Source organism: uncultured Senegalimassilia sp. (genome assembly GCF_934632265.1).
GTDB lineage: Bacteria > Actinomycetota > Coriobacteriia > Coriobacteriales > Eggerthellaceae > Senegalimassilia.
The window spans coordinates 1-14,170 of the sequence record NZ_CAKTYH010000044.1; the positions used below are offsets into that span (position 1 = coordinate 1).

14 protein-coding genes and 1 tRNA gene are annotated in these 14,170 nt (G+C 63.8%); 14 read left to right on the plus strand and 1 reads right to left on the minus strand.

Annotated features, from left to right (window positions below):
- The first annotated feature begins 274 nt into the window (after window positions 1–274).
- Window positions 275–1,750 carry a DHA2 family efflux MFS transporter permease subunit gene (locus Q0H50_RS04670; RefSeq protein ID WP_294419862.1) on the plus strand — a complete coding sequence of 492 codons (1,476 nt, stop codon included), beginning with the start codon at window positions 275–277 and terminating at the stop codon, window positions 1,748–1,750.
- A gap of 223 nt (window positions 1,751–1,973) precedes the next feature.
- Here the strand turns inward: Q0H50_RS04670 and Q0H50_RS04675 are convergent, their stop codons facing one another.
- Window positions 1,974–3,134: a hypothetical protein gene (locus Q0H50_RS04675; protein WP_294419864.1), complete on the minus strand. Its 1,161-nt coding sequence runs from the start codon at window positions 3,132–3,134 to the stop codon at window positions 1,974–1,976.
- 240 nt (window positions 3,135–3,374) lie between these two features.
- Here Q0H50_RS04675 and metG point away from each other — a divergent pair, with 240 nt between their 5' ends.
- The 13 genes from metG (at window position 3,375) to Q0H50_RS04740 (ending at window position 13,807) form a co-directional block, all read left to right on the plus strand.
- Window positions 3,375–4,961, plus strand: coding sequence for a methionine--tRNA ligase (metG, locus tag Q0H50_RS04680; protein WP_294419867.1), 1,587 nt, complete (start codon window positions 3,375–3,377; stop codon window positions 4,959–4,961).
- Window positions 4,962–5,181: 220 nt separating this feature from the next.
- Complete coding sequence (locus Q0H50_RS04685) at window positions 5,182–6,258, plus strand: TatD family hydrolase (RefSeq protein WP_294419869.1); 1,077 nt, start codon at window positions 5,182–5,184, stop codon at window positions 6,256–6,258.
- Entirely contained in the window at window positions 6,255–7,301 is a 1,047-nt protein-coding gene (locus tag Q0H50_RS04690) for a flavodoxin family protein (RefSeq protein ID WP_294419872.1), read from the plus strand. Before Q0H50_RS04685 ends, Q0H50_RS04690 begins: the two co-directional genes overlap by 4 nt.
- Window positions 7,294–8,202 carry a 16S rRNA (adenine(1518)-N(6)/adenine(1519)-N(6))-dimethyltransferase RsmA gene (gene rsmA / locus Q0H50_RS04695; protein WP_294419875.1) on the plus strand — a complete coding sequence of 303 codons (909 nt, stop codon included), beginning with the start codon at window positions 7,294–7,296 and terminating at the stop codon, window positions 8,200–8,202. Before Q0H50_RS04690 ends, rsmA begins: the two co-directional genes overlap by 8 nt.
- Window positions 8,203–8,329: 127 nt before the next feature.
- A complete protein-coding gene (locus tag Q0H50_RS04700) occupies window positions 8,330–8,662 on the plus strand; it encodes a Veg family protein (RefSeq protein WP_042432722.1) in 333 nt (110 codons plus the stop codon).
- Window positions 8,663–8,764: 102 nt separating this feature from the next.
- Window positions 8,765–8,840 (plus strand) — tRNA-Ala (locus tag Q0H50_RS04705).
- A gap of 71 nt (window positions 8,841–8,911) precedes the next feature.
- Entirely contained in the window at window positions 8,912–9,565 is a 654-nt protein-coding gene (locus Q0H50_RS04710) for an HAD-IA family hydrolase (RefSeq protein ID WP_294419877.1), read from the plus strand.
- 395 nt (window positions 9,566–9,960) lie between these two features.
- Window positions 9,961–10,380, plus strand: a complete 420-nt coding sequence (locus Q0H50_RS04715) for a 6-carboxytetrahydropterin synthase (RefSeq protein WP_118349880.1) — start codon at window positions 9,961–9,963, stop codon at window positions 10,378–10,380.
- Window positions 10,381–10,387: 7 nt separating this feature from the next.
- Window positions 10,388–11,188, plus strand: coding sequence for a radical SAM protein (locus Q0H50_RS04720; protein ID WP_294419879.1), 801 nt, complete (start codon window positions 10,388–10,390; stop codon window positions 11,186–11,188).
- Between the two features lie 2 nt (window positions 11,189–11,190).
- On the plus strand, window positions 11,191–12,030 hold the full coding sequence (queC, locus tag Q0H50_RS04725) for a 7-cyano-7-deazaguanine synthase QueC (protein WP_294419881.1): 840 nt from the start codon (window positions 11,191–11,193) through the stop codon (window positions 12,028–12,030).
- 117 nt (window positions 12,031–12,147) lie between these two features.
- Window positions 12,148–12,651 carry a preQ(1) synthase gene (queF, locus tag Q0H50_RS04730; protein WP_294419883.1) on the plus strand — a complete coding sequence of 168 codons (504 nt, stop codon included), beginning with the start codon at window positions 12,148–12,150 and terminating at the stop codon, window positions 12,649–12,651.
- 85 nt (window positions 12,652–12,736) lie between these two features.
- On the plus strand, window positions 12,737–13,258 hold the full coding sequence (locus Q0H50_RS04735) for a phosphatase PAP2 family protein (RefSeq protein WP_294419887.1): 522 nt from the start codon (window positions 12,737–12,739) through the stop codon (window positions 13,256–13,258).
- Window positions 13,259–13,339: 81 nt separating this feature from the next.
- A complete protein-coding gene (locus Q0H50_RS04740) occupies window positions 13,340–13,807 on the plus strand; it encodes a hypothetical protein (protein WP_294419889.1) in 468 nt (155 codons plus the stop codon).
- The last annotated feature ends 363 nt before the right edge of the window (window positions 13,808–14,170 follow it).

Sequence of the window (14,170 nt, forward strand, 5' to 3'; positions counted from 1 at the left end):
GGGCAAGCTACTCAGGGAAGGCCGACTATTGTCTCTTGACATCTCGATGGGCATATGAGGGGACGGAGGTGTGTTCAGGAAATAGCTTAGAGAAATGTAGGCCTCCGTCTGAACACACCTCCGTCCCCTGTTCACGCAAGTGGCAGCGCCCGCCGAACACACCTCCGTCCCCTGTTCAGGAAACAACGCCGCGACAAGCTGCGGTAGAGAGCGCTTCCGTGCGCGTTTCGTGCGCGGGCGGTTGCGGGTGCGCTGCAACTGCTACCATCGCGGTATGGATACGAACGAAACCAACTCCGAAGACGCGGCAAGCGCGTCTTGCCCGAAAACAACCGAGCCGGCAACCGCGGCCGACCCCGAACCCGAGCGCGACGGCTTGCCCCTGCGGCAGCGCCGCTTGGTGCTGGGCATCATGGTGTCGGGCACCACGGCGGCGTGCATCTCCCAAAGCATGATGATCGCCGCGCTGCCGGCGGTCATGCACGAATACGGCATCAGCGCAAGCTCCGGCCAGCTGCTCACCACGGCCTACATTTTCGTGTTGGGCCTGATCAGCGCTATGACGGGCTATCTGATGAACAGGTTCGATTCCAAGAAGCTGTTCTTCGCGTCCATGGCGTCGTTCGCCGTCGGGTGCGCTGCGGCCATCTTCGCGCCGAACTATCCGTGCCTGCTGGCGGCGCGTCTGCTGCAGGCCGGTGGCGCCGGCATCTGCCTGCCGCTCGTGCAGCTGGTGGCGCTGAACATCTATCCGAAAAGCCAGTACGGCCAGGCCACGGCCATCGTGGGCATGATCATCGGGTTCGCGCCCGCCATCGGCCCGACCATCAGCGGTTTTCTTATCGATGCGTGGGGTTGGCGCTCCATGTTCTGGATGCTCGGCGCCATCGTGCTTGCGGTGATGGCTCTGACGGTTCTGCTGCTCAAGGACGTGGTGCGCCGCCCCGATCATCCGGGGCATTTCGACCTGATATCGGCGCTTCTGTATTCCGGCGGCTTCGTGCTGGTGATGATCGCGGCCACCATGCTGGAATCGGGTGGGTCCGTGGGCGCGGGCTTCGTTGCCCCGCTGCTGATAGGCGCGGCGGCGCTGGTCGTGTTCGCGCGCCGTCAGCTGCGCGTCCCCGAGCCGTTCTTGAGGTTGCAGTGCTTTCGCGACAAGACGTTCGCCGTCTCCACGCTCATCGTCATCTGCGCGCACATGATGTTCATGGCGCCGTCGATCATGGTGCCGTTGTTCGTGCAGGATATCCAGGGGCTTTCCGCCATTGTGTCGGGCCTGACGCTTCTGCCCGGCGCCATCATGATGGGAGTGATGAACCCCATTACCGGACGCCTCCTCGATCGACGCGGCCCGCGTCCGCTCATCGCGGTGGGCTGCGTCACGGTGCTTGCGGGCACGGTGGCGTTCGCCCTGATTCCCGCAAGCGTCCCCGAATGGGTCGTCACGGTGCTCTACGGTGTCCGCGCAACGGGCATCGCGTGCCTGATGATGCCGCTGACAGCGTGGGCGTGCACCACGCTCGATCCCGACGAGCTGGCGCAGGCGTCGGCCATCATCACCTCCGCGCGACAGCTCATCGGCAGCCTTTCGGCGTCGGTGTTCATTGCCGTTATGGCGTTGACCTCGCAAAACGCGCTGGGCGTCGACCTCGGTGGTTTCGACTTCAGCTTCTGGCTGCAATGCGGCGTCCCCGTGCTGGCGTTCGTGTTGGGTATGTTCGTCCTGCCGGCGAAGGGGAAGCGATAGGGCGATCGTGCCGGCTTGCCGTTGCTTGGCGGCGAATCAGCGGGAAGGGTAAGCCTGTACCCTTGTGGCGGCAAGCGGCGTGGCGAATGCCGGCGCGTCCGGCGGCGGAGCGTCCCGTGCGCCACGGCGAAGGACCCAGCGCCCGATAAGGAAAAACCAGCGCGCACAGCGAAGGCCGCATGCGCCCTGCAACAAGAAACCCGGCGCGTGGCCGGGTTTCCTTTTAGATCATATTCATCTGCGCAAGCGTTGCGTTGTACCAATGCTCCCAGTTCGGCGGGCAGTACTTCTTGGCCGCCTCCACCGAGATGGTGTAGCCGTAGCCGCGGGCAAGGCCGGCCACGTGGTCGCGGATAGCCTCCTCCCAGCTTCCCCAGCTGCAGCTGCCCCAGCCCCAAGCGTTGCAGCTGCCGGAGCAGTACAGGCCCTTCGAGCTTTCGGTGCTGGAGATGGCGGGCGACCAGCGCGGGTCCACGCCGTAATCCCATGCGGCTTCGGCGAACACCTTGCCCGTGCCGGCCATGGGCGATCCGGCCAGGTACGCATCGATGCGGCCGGCCCACTGCGCCACGAACACGTCGCGCTCGCTTGCCCAGTCGGCGCCGTCGTCGCTAGGCGCCTCCACGGTGCCTGCGGAAGAGCCGCCCGCTGCCTCGGCGGCAGCCGGAGCGCTGGCGGAATCGGCCTGCTCCTGCTTGTCGGCCTCCTTAGAGGTTTTGGCCTTCGCAGCCTCGGCTTCTGCCGCCTTCGCGGCCTCCTCGGCTTGGCGGGCCGCTTCCTCCAGAGCCTTACGCTGGGCTTCCTGGCGCGCCTGCTGGGCGGCGGAAAGCGCCTGCTCGGCGTTGGTTGCCTCGGCATCAGCGTCCTTCTTGGCTTGCGAAAGGTCGCGCTGCGTCTGGTCGAGCTCGTCTTTCAGCTCGCTCAGGCGCTTGATCTCGGCCTGGTTGCTGCTGTAGATATGCGACACGTACTCAAGCGACGTGAAGAAGTCCACGATGTTCTCGGAGCTGAGGACCATTTCCAGCAAACCGGGCGTGGCTGCCTGCGTCTTGTACAGCTTCACCGCTGCGGCGGAGCTGCGCTCTTGCTGGGTGGGAAGGGTCTCCTCGATCTCGGCGATGCGCGCCTCGTTGTCGGCGATCTGCTGGTTCAGGTCGTCGATGCGACTTATGGCCTGGTCGTATTCGGCGGCAGTGCGCTCGACCTCCTGCTGTGCGGCGTCGGCCTGCACGTTCGTGTCGATGTCCTCTGCCCATGCGGTTCGCTGAGCCATGCCCGTGACCGGCACGCTTGCGAAGGCCAGCGTCGCGCTTAAGGCGACGGTCAGCGGCAAGCGGTGGCGAGGGCGGCTGCTCGGGTTCGTTTGAAGTTTGTTAGAAAACATCCGCCATCCTTCGATTTATAACAATTGTCGTTAATTATACCGGCCAGATATGTTCAAACCGTGCCGCTCATTAAACGTGCACAAGCGCTCGAGTCCGCCGGATCGCCCGATGATTGCATGTTGCCGGGCCGCGGGGCGTGCGATGGGCGTTTTCAGCGTGGTACAATTAGGGGCACTGCGAAAACCCAGGTTGGCGGGGCATCATTCGCCCGACTGCGGCCGCGAGCAAAAGGAAGCACCATGTCAAAGGGAACCTACTCGTTCACCACGCCCATCTATTATGTGAACGCCGAGCCCCACCTGGGCACGGCATACACCACCGTCGCCGCCGACACCGTCGCGCGCTACCAGCGCATGAACGGCTACGACGTGGCGTTCGTCACGGGCATGGACGAGCATGGCCAGAAAGTGGCCGATACCGCCGAGTCGAAGGGCATGACCCCGCAGGCCTGGTGCGATTCCATGGAGCCGGCGTTCCGCAACGTGTGGGACCTGCTCGACATCACCTACACCGATTTCGTGCGCACCACCCAGCCGCGTCACGCCCGCACCGTGCAGAAGTTCTGGCAGGACCTGTTCGACAAGGGTTGGTGCTACAAGGGCAGCTACGAGGGCTGGTACTGCGTGCACGAGGAAACCTATTACGCCGAGTCCGACCTTGAGAAGAACGAGGACGGCGAGTTGGTCTGCCCCGACTGCCATCGCCCGGTGCAGAAGGCCGGCGGCGAGGAGAACTGGTTCTTCAAGCTCTCCGAGTTCCAGGAGCCGCTGCTGAAGTTCTACGAGGAGAACCCCGATTTCATCCGTCCCGAAACGCGCAAGAACGAGGTGGTCACCTTCGTGAAGAGCGGCCTGAAGGACCTGTCCATCAGCCGTTCCACCTTCGACTGGGGCGTTCCGCTGCCCTTCGACGAGGGCCACGTGGCCTACGTGTGGGCCGACGCCCTGCTGGCCTACCTCACGGGCATCGGCTACGGCGACGAGCAGCGTGCCGGCGAGTTCGAGCAGCGCTGGCCCATGCAGTACCACTTCGTGGGCAAGGACATCACGCGCTTCCACTGCGTCATCTGGCCGGCCATGCTCATGGCCGCCGGCCTGCCCATCACGCACACGGTGTTCGGCCACGGCTTCCTGCTCACCAAGGGCGAGAAGATGTCGAAGTCCAAGGGCAACGGCATGAAGCCCGTCGACCTGGTGAAGATCTTCGGCGTGGACGCCTACCGCTACTACTTCATGTCCGACGTGCAGTTCGGCCATGACGGCAACATCTCCATGGAGCGCATGGTGCAGGTGTACAACGCCGACCTGGCCAACACCTGGGGCAACCTGTGCAGCCGCGTGTTCAACATGACGAACAAGTACTTCGATGGCAAGGTGCCCGCCGTGCCGGCCGACGCCGCCGAGCGCGTGGCCAACCCCATGCTGCCCATCGTCGAGCAGCTGTACGCGAAGTACGACGCCTGCATGTCCCAGGTCGACTTCACCGGCGCCGCCGCCGTCGTCCAGGAGCTTGCCGGCCGCGTGAACCTCTACGTCGAGGAAAGCGCCCCGTGGAACCTGGCGAAGAAGGAGGAGACGCAGGGCGACCTGGCCGCCGTCATCTACAACGCGCTCGAGGCTATCCGCATCATCGCGCTGTACATGGCCCCGTTCATGCCGAACACCTCCAACGAGGTGTTCGATCGCCTGAGCCTGGGCAAAGTCACCGACGTGGTGGATGTCGAGGGCGCCACGAAGTGGGGCCAGCTGCCCGCCGGCAACACGGTCACCGTGGGCGATCCGCTGTTCCCGCGCCTGAACATGGACAAGATTCAGATCGAGGAATAAAGGGGTTCCGCCTGTCAAACGGCAGGCGGAACGCTTGATGTTGCGGCAGCTCGGGGCGAAGGAGACACCTTCGCCCCGCCGCATATCGCGACGCTTCAAGCCCCGCGCCCCCAGGTCTCGACGATTCGGGCCCGACATGTCGGGGACGTAGCGCTAAGCGTCCGGGCGAAGGGGGAAGGCCCTTCGCCTTGCTGTATATATATGTATAGGGAAGGGATGCATGACCGAGGAAGAGCAACAGCCGGTGTTCGGCGACGCGCTGTTTCGACAGAAGCGCAAGCACGGGAAGTTTCGCCTGGTGGAGCCGCCGCGGCTTGGCGGCCCAGTGGTGGATACGCATGCGCATGTGCACCTGCTGGCGGATCCGGCGCTGGAGTTCGCGCGCTGCGCGGCGTGGGGCGTGGACTTCGTCTGCGACATCATCGATGTGCAGGAAGATGCCCCGGACGTGTTCGAGCGCATCGATGAATGGTATGCCCAGGCGCAGTCGTGCCTACCGGAAGCGGTTGAGCGCACGCGCGAGGTGCTGGCGGCCGGCGGCGATGAGCTGACGCATCTGCCCGACGGCGCCGATGCGGTGCGCTTCGCCTTGCCCGAAGATGCGGCGTCGCGTCCGCTGCCGCGGTTGCGCCTGGCGGCCGGCGTGCATCCGCATAATGCGCGCTTCTATGATGACGCCATGGAATCGCGCCTGGTCAAGCGCTTGGCCGACCCGCGTATATGCGCTGTGGGCGAGATAGGGCTGGACTACCATTACGACCTGTCGCCGCGCGAGGACCAGCGGCGGGCGTTTCGCCGTCAAATCCGCTTGGCGCACACCACGGGCCTTCCCGCGGCGCTGCATGTGCGCGAGGCGCATGACGAGGCGTTCGCCATCCTGTGCGATGAGAGCTTCCCCGAGGCGGGCACGTTGCTGCATTGTTTCGACCTGGACTGGGAAACGCTCGAGCCGTGGGTCGACCGCGGTTGCTTCGTGGCGTTGGGCGGCGCGCTCACGTTCAAGCGCTGCCAGGACACGCGCGATGCGGTCGCGCGCACGCCGCGCAACCTGTTGCTCACCGAAACCGATTCGCCGTACATGACGCCCGAGCCCATGCGCGGCATGCCGTGCGGCCCGGCGCACACCGTGTTCACCGCGGCGTGCATGGCCGAGGTGCTCGGGTGCGAAACCGAGCAGGCCAGGAACGAGATGCTGGCCCAGATCGCGCAAAACGCGCGCGCATTGCTGGACCGCCAGCCCACCGCCTGGCAGATCGAACACGCGCAAACCGCCGCAACTGAAAGGAATTGCGAATGAAACGCCTGATCATCGTCGGATCGCCTCGCGTCGAGGGGCGAAGCGGCGCGCTTGCGGACCTTTTGTTCGAAAGCTGCATCGAGGAGTGCCCGGAAGACGAGGTGTACCTGGCGCCCGTGTCCACGCTTGACGTGGCCGGCTGCAACGCCTGCGATTTCTGCAAACGCAAGGCGCAGGGTGCGATGACCGAGCAGGATGCCGCCGAAGACGAGGCCTTCGAGGAGCAGCGCGCCTGGGACGAGGCGCCGCGCCGTTGCGCCATCCGCGACGATATGGACGACGTGTACCCGCTGCTTGAGGATGCCGACGAGCTGATCGTCGTGGCGCCGGTGTATTTCGCCGGGCCGTCTTCGCAGCTCAAGTGCATGCTCGATCGTTTTCAGCCGTACTTCTGGACGCGCACCCGCGCGCGCAAGCGCCCCTGTACGCTGCATGTGGTGGGCGAGGGCGGCGACCCACACGGCTTCGACCCGCTCGTAGGGTGCGTCCGCTCTGCCGCCGCGGTGGCGGGTTTCCGCCTGGAGCGCGTGCTGGATTGGGTCGGCAAGATCGATGAATCCGGCGAGATCGTCGACGAGGCCGACGAGTATCCCGTCGAGGGGCCCGTGGTGCGCGCCTTCGCCGGGGGCAAGATGGCCGGTCAGGGCGCCGGTGATCAGGAGCTGCCGGCCGAAGACGAGCCGGCGGAGCAGGCCGACGAGTTCGAGCCCGAGACGTTCGCTGAGGATGATTTCGCCGCCCAGCTGGCATCCCAGGCGCAGCGCCGCCAGGGCCGTGCGCGCCTGAACCTGGGTGAGAACGGCGCTGAGCGCCAGGTCATCCAGCTTGACGAGGACGGCCGCCGCGTCGATGCGGCGCAGCACGGCCGCAAGCGTTCGGCCCAGAAAAAGCACGCCAACGCAAAACGCGGCACGAACGGCACGGTGCAGGCCAAGCATGAAAACCCGCATGCCCCTAAGGGCAAAGGCGGGCAGGGCAAGTCCGGCAAGGGCGGCTCGAAGCAGGGCGGCGGCCGCGGCAAGCAGGGGAAGCGCCGTGGGTAGCGTATCGTCTTTGGCCAACCTGTCGATCACCCGGCAGGTCCTGGCGGACCACGGGCTATCGGCAAAGTACTCGCTCGGGCAGAACTTCCTGGTCAACGAGGCCATCGTGGCGAAGATCGTGGCGCTGGCGGAGCTCGAGGGCGCGGACAACGTGCTCGAGATCGGCCCCGGCATCGGCACGCTCACCATGGCCCTGCTGCAAAACGCGAAGCACGTCACGTCCATCGAGCGCGATACCGACCTGCCTGCGGTGCTGGCCGAAACGCTGGAGCCGTGGTGGGATTCGTTCACGCTCATCCAGAAGGACGCGCTTGACCTGCAGCATTCGGACTTGGAAGGGCAAGATGCCCCCAACAAGCTGGTGGCGAACCTGCCGTATGCCGTTGCGGCAACGGTAGTGCTCGACTATTTCCAGCGCATCGAATCGCTTGAGTCGGCAACGGTGATGGTGCAGAAGGAGGTGGCCGACCGCATGGCCGCCGAGCCGGGCACGAAGAACTACGGCGCCTACACGGTGAAGCTGCGGCTGTACGCGCAGCCGGCAGGGCGCTTCCCGGTCAGCCCGAACAGCTTCTTCCCGCCGCCGCGCGTGGACAGCGCGGTCATCCGCCTGAACCGCACGCCCGTGCTCGATGAGCAGGGAAAGCCGCTTGACGGGGAAGTGGTGCGCGCCGCTTGCACCATGGCCGACGCCGCGTTCGCCAGCCGTCGCAAAACGCTGTCGAACTCGTGCAAAACCTACTTCGCCGGCCGCGGGGCCGGTGGTGCGGCGGTGGCACCGCATCTGCCGGAGTTGTTCGAGCGTGCGGGCATCGATCCCAAGCGCCGCGGCGAAACGCTTTCCCTGGCAGAATTCGTGAACATGGGCAAGGCGCTGTTGGCGGTGCAGCAGGGTTTGTAGGCAGATTATGGCCATTGTGTGCGAAATGCTATGGAATTAGGTGCAAAACATGGAGAAGTAAGCGAGCATTGACCTGCATGATACAATTTTGAGCTGTTATCTGTGTGTTATGTAGGAAAGAGCAACTATGGACTTAGCGAAACAAGCGCAAATCGTCGACTCCATTCATGATACGTTACACGATTTCGTCGGTCAACGCCTGAAAGTGCGCGCCAACATGGGCCGCTCCAAGATCGTCGAGAGCGAGGGCACGCTCATGCAGGTGCACCCGCAGCTGTTCATCATGGAAGTCGATCGCAAGCGCGGCCGCACCGCTCGTCAGTCTTACCAGTACGTCGACGTGCTCACCGGCATGGTCGAGCTGTCGCAGAACGGCGAGCCGCTGTTCGAGCCCTTCGTTCCCGAGGGTGACGAGCCGGGCGTGGAGTCTCCCCTTATGGAGGAGCGCGTTCTGTCGTAAGCGGTTTCAACCGTGAACTTTTTGCGGATGCCCGCGAAGAAGTGTTTGACAAATAGCGTTTGAACGAGGAAAATACTTTCTCGCGCAAAGCGCAACACTCATGGGGATGTAGCTCAGCTGGGAGAGCATTACGTTCGCAACGTAGGGGTCGTGGGTTCGAATCCCATCATCTCCACCATGGAATGTCAAGGGCTGCTGGAAATCCAGCAGCCCTTTTGTTTTCTCAAAAGCACGCTGTAAAGGAGCATCATGGCTGGTCTGAAAGCAGTTCTGTTTGACAACGATGGCACGCTGGTGGATTCGCGCGAGCTGCTTTTGGCGAGCTTTCATTATGCGGGTCCTGCGGTGCTTGGTCGCCAGCTTAGCGATGAGGAGTACCTGCAGAAAGTGGGGCAGCCGCTGGCCGTGCAGGTTAAGGACTACACGGATGACCCGGTGCTGCAGGAGCGCTTCTGCGAAGCGTATCGAGCGCACAACAAAACGGTGCACGATAAGATGATCAAGGCGTTTCCCGGCACGGTGGAGGCGTTGGCGGAGCTTGCGGGCGCGGGCCTGAAGTTGGGCGTGGTCACCTCGAAGCGTCATGCGGTTGCTTGGCGCGGGCTTGAGGTGGTGGGCGCCGCATCGTATCTTGATTGCTGTGTGGGCTGGGACGATATCGAGCGGCCGAAGCCCGATCCCCAGCCGGTGGTCCGCGGTTGCGAGCTGCTGGGATTCAGCCCCAGCGAGTGCCTGTACGTCGGCGATGCCCCGTTCGACCTGCAATCTGGCAACGCGGCGGGCGCAAACACCGCGGCAGTGACCTGGGGCATGTTCAACGAGCCCACTCTTGCGGCCGAGCGCCCCACGTTCGTCTCGCACACCTGGGACGAGCTGATTGCCAGCACGCTGGCGCTGCTCTAGCTTCGGGCGTCGGTGGGGAACGGGATGCTTCTGGAGTGTTTGCAATTCCATGGTTCTCGACTAGGCCCTTGTTGCCTTGGGGAGCCGGAGGTCAAGCGGATGACGCTACGTCCCCGAAGTGTCCGAGGGTGCGGTTATCGTGCGAAAGTGCGGGTGCGGCGTTGTTTGCTTCTTTGGGGCGGTATACTTGCCGCGTGATTGATGGACAGTTCGAAAACCTCCTGTCGGTAAACAAAACTAGGTACCTTGCCCGCTGATCGCGGCGGGCGTTTTGCGTGATGATGCGACGTGATCGGCGGGGACGAACGGCCCCCGCTGCGTCGTCGCTGGTTGTCGCGCATTTCGACAAGGGGCCTTTCCGACGGCGGTTTTCGCTTGATGGAAGGGCTTTTGCTATGTATGGGTTGAAAACGGAGAGCAGCTTCGACGCTGCGCATTTCCTGACCGATTATCACGGCAAGTGCGAGAACCTGCACGGTCATCGCTGGCGCGTGGTGGCGTATCTCGAGCAGGCCGAGCTGCAGACCGAGGGCACGCACAAGGACATGGTCATCGACTTCGCCGACTTCAAGCACGCGCTGCGCGACCTTACCGAGGAGCTGGACCACTCGTTCGTGGTGGAGGAGGGCTCGCTTATGCCCAAAACCCTGGATTGCCTGCGCGAGGAAGGGTTCACGCTGTCGATGATGCCCTTCCGCACCACCGCGGAGAACCTGGCGCGCTACTTCTTCGGCAAGCTTGCCGAGCAGGGCTTCCCCGTGTCGCAGGTGGACGTGTACGAAACGCCGAACAACTGCGCGATTTACCGCGCGTAACGAAGCTATGACCTGCGAAAACGAAAACGCGAAAGCAACTTTCGGCAGCCTGCACGACGCGGTCAAGGCGTCGCAGCGCCGAAGCGCCGATCAGCCCGGCTCCCAGGCGACCATGCCGGTTGCGGAGCGGTTCGTCAGCATCAACGGCGAGGGGGCGTGCGCGGGCAAGCTGGCGGCGTTCATCCGGTTCACCTGCTGCAATCTGCGTTGCGGCTATTGCGACACCATGTGGGCGAACGCCCCGGGCGTCACGGCGCAGGACGAAACCCCCGAGCAGCTGGCGGCGTGGGTGCGGCAGACCGGCGTGGAATGCGTGACGCTCACCGGCGGCGAACCGGTGCTGCAGCCGCTGCTGCCGCAGCTGGTGGAGCTGCTGTTGGGCGAACCGGGTCCAAGCGGGCGCGGCCTGCGCGTGGAGATCGAGACGAACGGCGCCGCCGACCTGGGTGAACTTGCCGCGCTGCGTCAGCGTATCGGCAACGCCGCGCCCGGCGTGCTCGCCTTCACCGTGGACTGGAAGCTGCCGTCGAGCGGCATGGAGCAGCGGATGCTGCCCGCGAACTTCCGTCTGCTCGATGCGCGCGACACGGTGAAGTTCGTGTGCGGGCAGGGCGATCTGCCGCGCGTTTTGGAAGTTGCCCGGCAGCTCGATCTGCCGGGGCGCGTGCCGGTGTATCTGAGCCCGTGTTTCGGGGACATTGAGCCGGCGCGCATCGTTGAATTCATGCAAGAGAACCGGATGACCTGGGCAACCGCTCAGGTGCAGCTGCACAAGGTCATCTGGCCCGATGTTGAGAGGGGCGTGTAAGGATGGGCATATTCGAGGGACAGGCGTTCTCTTCGTTCGCGGCTGCTGCCGCCAACGCGCGCGAGAACCTGCGCGTGCACGGGACGCTGGGCGAGGACCCGGCGCCTCGCGACGAGAATGGCCGTGTGTGCGGCGAGAACCCGCAAAAGGCGCTGGTGCTCAGCAGCGGCGGCGTGGATTCCACCACGCTTCTGGCCTTGGCGGTCAAGCGCTTCGGCGCGGAGAACGTGTTCGCGCTGAGCATCTCCTACGGCCAGCGCCACGAGAAGGAGATCGAGAGCGCGAAGGCGGTTGCCGCGCATTACGGCGTTGAGCAGCGCTTCCTCGACCTTTCCGCCATCTTCGCGGACAGCGACTGCAGCCTGCTCGAGCACTCTACGCAAGATGTTCCCGAGGAAAGCTACGCCGAGCAGATCGACGAGACCGACGGCTCCCCGGTGAGCACGTATGTGCCGTTCCGCAACGGGCTGTTCCTGTCGAGCGCCGCGTCCATGGCGCTGTCGCTGGGCGCGAGCGTGCTGTTCTACGGCGCTCATCATGACGATTGGGCCGGCGATGCCTACCCCGATTGCTCCATCGAGTTCGTGAACGCCATGAACCTTGCCATCACGCAAGGCACGGCGGGCCAGCTGCACCTGGAGGCCCCGTTCGTGTCCTGGTCGAAGGCGGATATCGTGAAATGCGGCCTTGACCTGGATGTTCCCTATGAGCTTACGTGGAGCTGCTACGAGGGCGGCGCCCGTCCGTGCGGCAAATGCGGCACGTGCATCGACCGCGACCGCGCTTTCGAGGCCAACGGCATGCGCGACCCGCTGCTCGATAAGCTGGACGCTCAGGGGTAGGACGAGAACCTGGCCGCGCGCGGAATCGCTTTCCGCCGCGCGGCAGTCGTTCGCCCAGCAATCCCGGGCCCTTACGATCCGCGCGGCCCTTTCGGCCGCGCTTCCCAAGGAGATTCTATGACCAACGAGAAACCCACGCGCGTCGGTACCGACGACCTGTCGCTTCTGGGCAACCAGGGCGTGCAGTATCCGCAAACCTACGATCCCGGTGTGCTTGAGACGTTCGATAACAAGCATCCCGGCAACGACTACTTCGTGAAGTTCAACTGCCCGGAGTTCACGGCGTTGTGCCCGATCACCGGCCAGCCCGACTTCGCCACCATCTACATCTCCTACGTGCCCGATGTGCGCATGGTGGAGAGCAAAAGTCTGAAGCTGTACCTGTTCAGCTTCCGCAACCACGGCGACTTCCACGAGGATTGCGTCAACGTGATCATGAAGGACCTGATCGCGCTGATGGACCCGAAGTACATCGAGGTGTGGGGCAAGTTCCTGCCGCGTGGCGGCATCTCTATCGATCCGTATTGCAACTACGGCAAACCCGGCACGCGCTGGGAGCAGGTTGCCTGGGATCGCCTGGCAAACCACGACCTGCATCCCGAGGCCGTGAACAACCGCTAGCAGCGCTTGACGCCCGCAAACATCGCCGTTTGCGGGCGTTTTTGCGCGAGCGCGTTTTCATCCGCAATCGGATACAATGCTGTGCATGCAAAAATCAACTTACATACGTATGACCGATGCCTTGCGCGCGCGTCCGCGTTTGGCGCGTTGCGTTTCCCTGGCGAACAAGATCATCACCAACGCGGTGTACGTGGCGTATCCCTGTCTGCTTGCATGGCTGGCATACGCGGCGGCAACTGGCGCAAACGATGCGACGGGTACGCTGCTGCGGGCCGTGTTGGTGCCGGGTATCTCGTTTGCGCTGGTCACCGCGCTGCGTAAGGCTATCAACGCGCCGCGCCCGTACGAGGTCTTCGAAACCGCCCCCGTCATCCCGAAGGACACGCGCGGCAATTCGTTCCCTAGCCGCCATGCGTTCAGCATCTTCGTCATAGCCATGACGTTTTGCTCTTGCTGCCCGCTTGCGTGGGCGGGGCCGGTCATGCTGGCTGCCGGGGTGTTGCTGGCGGTCATCCGCGTGGTGTCGGGCGTGCATTTCCCTCGCGATGTCGTGGTGGGGGCTTTGTTGGGCATGCTTGCAGGTTTTGTGGGTCTCTGGATTATTTAGCGGCGCCTTGATACAGTTATTGATATCAAATATCGATATCGGTTAGCCGATACCGTCCGTTTCGTTTCAGAGGGGGCAGATATGCTGAAAGTTTCGAAGCGTACGTTGCTTTTAGTCGCCGGCATCGTTTGGCTTATCGCCGGCGGGAACATCGCTTGGCTGGGCATCCAGTCGTTCGCTCAGATGGATCAGGGAATCTGGTGGCTGCTCGTCATCGGCGCCGCCGTGGTGTTCACGTTGTTCCATATCAAGGTTTTCTCGAAGATGGTGGGCAAGCATGCCGTCCGCATCGCCGGTTATGAGGCCGAGCGCATCGGTATCTGGCATTTCTTCGACGTGCCGGGTTATGCCATGATGGCCATCATGATGACCGGCGGCATCTCCCTTCGTGCGTTCGGCCTGGTCCCCGTGTGGTTCATCGCGTTCTTCTACACGGGTCTGGGCGTTGCGCTGGCGCTTTCCGGCGCAAGCTTCCTTATCCGTTTCGCGCGTCGCGGCAACCGTCCCGCCCCGTGCCCGTTGGTTCCTCGCGCAGCTTCCCGCGGATAACCGTTGCTAATCGCATTTATCATGAAGGCCCGCTCAACCGAGCGGGCCTTCGCTTTGCTGTCGGGGGTTCCTGGCGAAGGGAGACCCCGACAAGGGGTAGTTCGGATCGGGAAGCGTCTTGCGAAGCTTTCCCAACCGCGGCTATGGCGCGTGCCGCTGGGGAAAACGGAACGGCCATAGCCTTTGGGGAATCGCCACCTGGCGGTGCTCCTGCTTTCAGCCGGGGAAAAGGGGGCCGGTAGCGCGCATCGCCATGGGTGATTGCAGTTGGCAGGTTACTTGATGGCCTCGAAGCCTGCGGCAAGGTCGGCGATGATGTCGTCGATGTGCTCGGTGCCGATGGACAGGCGCACGGTGGTGGGC

Coding starts and splice junctions, on each gene's coding strand:
- Q0H50_RS04670 (WP_294419862.1), top strand. CDS start 275: ATGGATACGAACGAAACCAACTCCGAAGACGCGGCAAGCGCGTCTTGC.
- Q0H50_RS04675 (WP_294419864.1), bottom strand. CDS start 3,134: ATGTTTTCTAACAAACTTCAAACGAACCCGAGCAGCCGCCCTCGCCAC.
- metG (WP_294419867.1), top strand. CDS start 3,375: ATGTCAAAGGGAACCTACTCGTTCACCACGCCCATCTATTATGTGAAC.
- Q0H50_RS04685 (WP_294419869.1), top strand. CDS start 5,182: ATGACCGAGGAAGAGCAACAGCCGGTGTTCGGCGACGCGCTGTTTCGA.
- Q0H50_RS04690 (WP_294419872.1), top strand. CDS start 6,255: ATGAAACGCCTGATCATCGTCGGATCGCCTCGCGTCGAGGGGCGAAGC.
- Q0H50_RS04700 (WP_042432722.1), top strand. CDS start 8,330: ATGGACTTAGCGAAACAAGCGCAAATCGTCGACTCCATTCATGATACG.
- Q0H50_RS04710 (WP_294419877.1), top strand. CDS start 8,912: ATGGCTGGTCTGAAAGCAGTTCTGTTTGACAACGATGGCACGCTGGTG.
- Q0H50_RS04715 (WP_118349880.1), top strand. CDS start 9,961: ATGTATGGGTTGAAAACGGAGAGCAGCTTCGACGCTGCGCATTTCCTG.
- Q0H50_RS04720 (WP_294419879.1), top strand. CDS start 10,388: ATGACCTGCGAAAACGAAAACGCGAAAGCAACTTTCGGCAGCCTGCAC.
- queC (WP_294419881.1), top strand. CDS start 11,191: ATGGGCATATTCGAGGGACAGGCGTTCTCTTCGTTCGCGGCTGCTGCC.
- queF (WP_294419883.1), top strand. CDS start 12,148: ATGACCAACGAGAAACCCACGCGCGTCGGTACCGACGACCTGTCGCTT.
- Q0H50_RS04735 (WP_294419887.1), top strand. CDS start 12,737: ATGCAAAAATCAACTTACATACGTATGACCGATGCCTTGCGCGCGCGT.
- Q0H50_RS04740 (WP_294419889.1), top strand. CDS start 13,340: ATGCTGAAAGTTTCGAAGCGTACGTTGCTTTTAGTCGCCGGCATCGTT.